We start from the raw sequence: 1,301 nt of genomic DNA, 5'->3' as shown, positions 1-1,301 counted from the left end.
TGAGCTGCTCCCCAAAAATCGGACAGTGACGGAAGCTACGATCTGACGTCTGCTGGTCTCCAAGAACGAGGAGATCAGAACATGAAGAAACGCAGGAACCATGACGCGGGGTTCAAAGCCCGTGTTGCGCTGGAAGCTGTGAAGGGCGAGCGCACGGTGTCGGAGCTGGCCGCCGAATATGGCGTGCATCCGACGATGATCCATCAGTGGAGCGAGCCATAGTCCGCCATTGGTCCGAGGACAATGGCGAGCGCTCTTCTGGAGGGCGCGGCTGACATCTTTGAACGGGGCGGCAAGAGAGCAGCCGAGATCGACGAGGACGCGGTGCGGTCGCTGCATGCAAAGATCGGGGAGCTGGCTGTGGCCAACGATTTTTTGTCCAGAAAGCTCAAGCCCTGGACCGGCAAGTGAGGCGCGGGATGATCGAGAGGAACCACCCGAGCCTGTCGGTCAGGGCACAATGCCGCCTGCTGTCGATCCCGCGGTCGTCGTTCTACTACGAACTGATGGGCGAGACGGCGATGAACCTCGACCTCATGGTGGTGATCGACAAGCAGTTCCTCGAAATGCCGTTTTACGGCGTCCAGCAGATGATGTGGCACCTGCGGAACGAGGGGTATGTTGTGAACTACAAGCGCATTCGTCGACTGATGCGGCTTATGCGCTTGATGCCGATCTACCAGAAGCCCGATACCAGCAAACCCGCGAAGGGGCATAAGACCTACCCCTATCTGTTGGGTGGACTGCGCGTGGAACGGCCCAATCAGGTCTGGTGCGCCGACATCACCTACCTGCCCATGCGCCGCGGCTTCCTCTATCTGGTTGCCATCATGGACTGGCACACCCGGAAGGTGCTGGCCTGGCGGATATCCAACACGCTGGAAGCCGACTTCTGCGTCGAAGCGCTGAACGAGGCTATCCTCAAGTTCGGCCCGCCCGAGATCATGAACACCGATCAGGGGTCGCAGTTCACATCATTCGCCTGGACCGACCGGCTGAAACGGGTCGGCAGCCGGATCTCGATGGACGGCAAAGGGCGCTGCATCGACAACATCTTCATCGAGCGTCTCTGGCGGTCCCTGAAGTATGAATGCGTCTATCTGTACGCCTGGGAAACCGGGTCGCAGGCTCGGGTCGGCATCGGGCGCTGGATAACCTTCTACAACCACCAACGCCCTCACACTGCCCATGGCGGACAACCGCCCGCCGTGGTCTACTTTAACCGCATTGAAACCGATCAGCAGGTGCAGGCAGTAGCTTAAACAACCCGGAAATCTGTCCAAGTGTTGGGGAGTAGCTCA

General features: G+C 59.3%; 1 pseudogene. It reads left to right on the top strand.

The window, feature by feature from the left end:
• Positions 1–81: 81 nt before the first annotated feature.
• Positions 82–1,262 (top strand): annotated as a pseudogene (locus EAE28_RS23500) (IS3 family transposase).
• Positions 1,263–1,301: the final 39 nt, after the last annotated feature.

It is taken from the genome of Pararhodobacter zhoushanensis (genome assembly GCF_003990445.1).
In the GTDB taxonomy this organism is placed as follows: Bacteria; Pseudomonadota; Alphaproteobacteria; order Rhodobacterales; family Rhodobacteraceae; genus Pararhodobacter; species Pararhodobacter zhoushanensis.
This window is presented reverse-complemented; position numbering and strand designations above follow the sequence as displayed.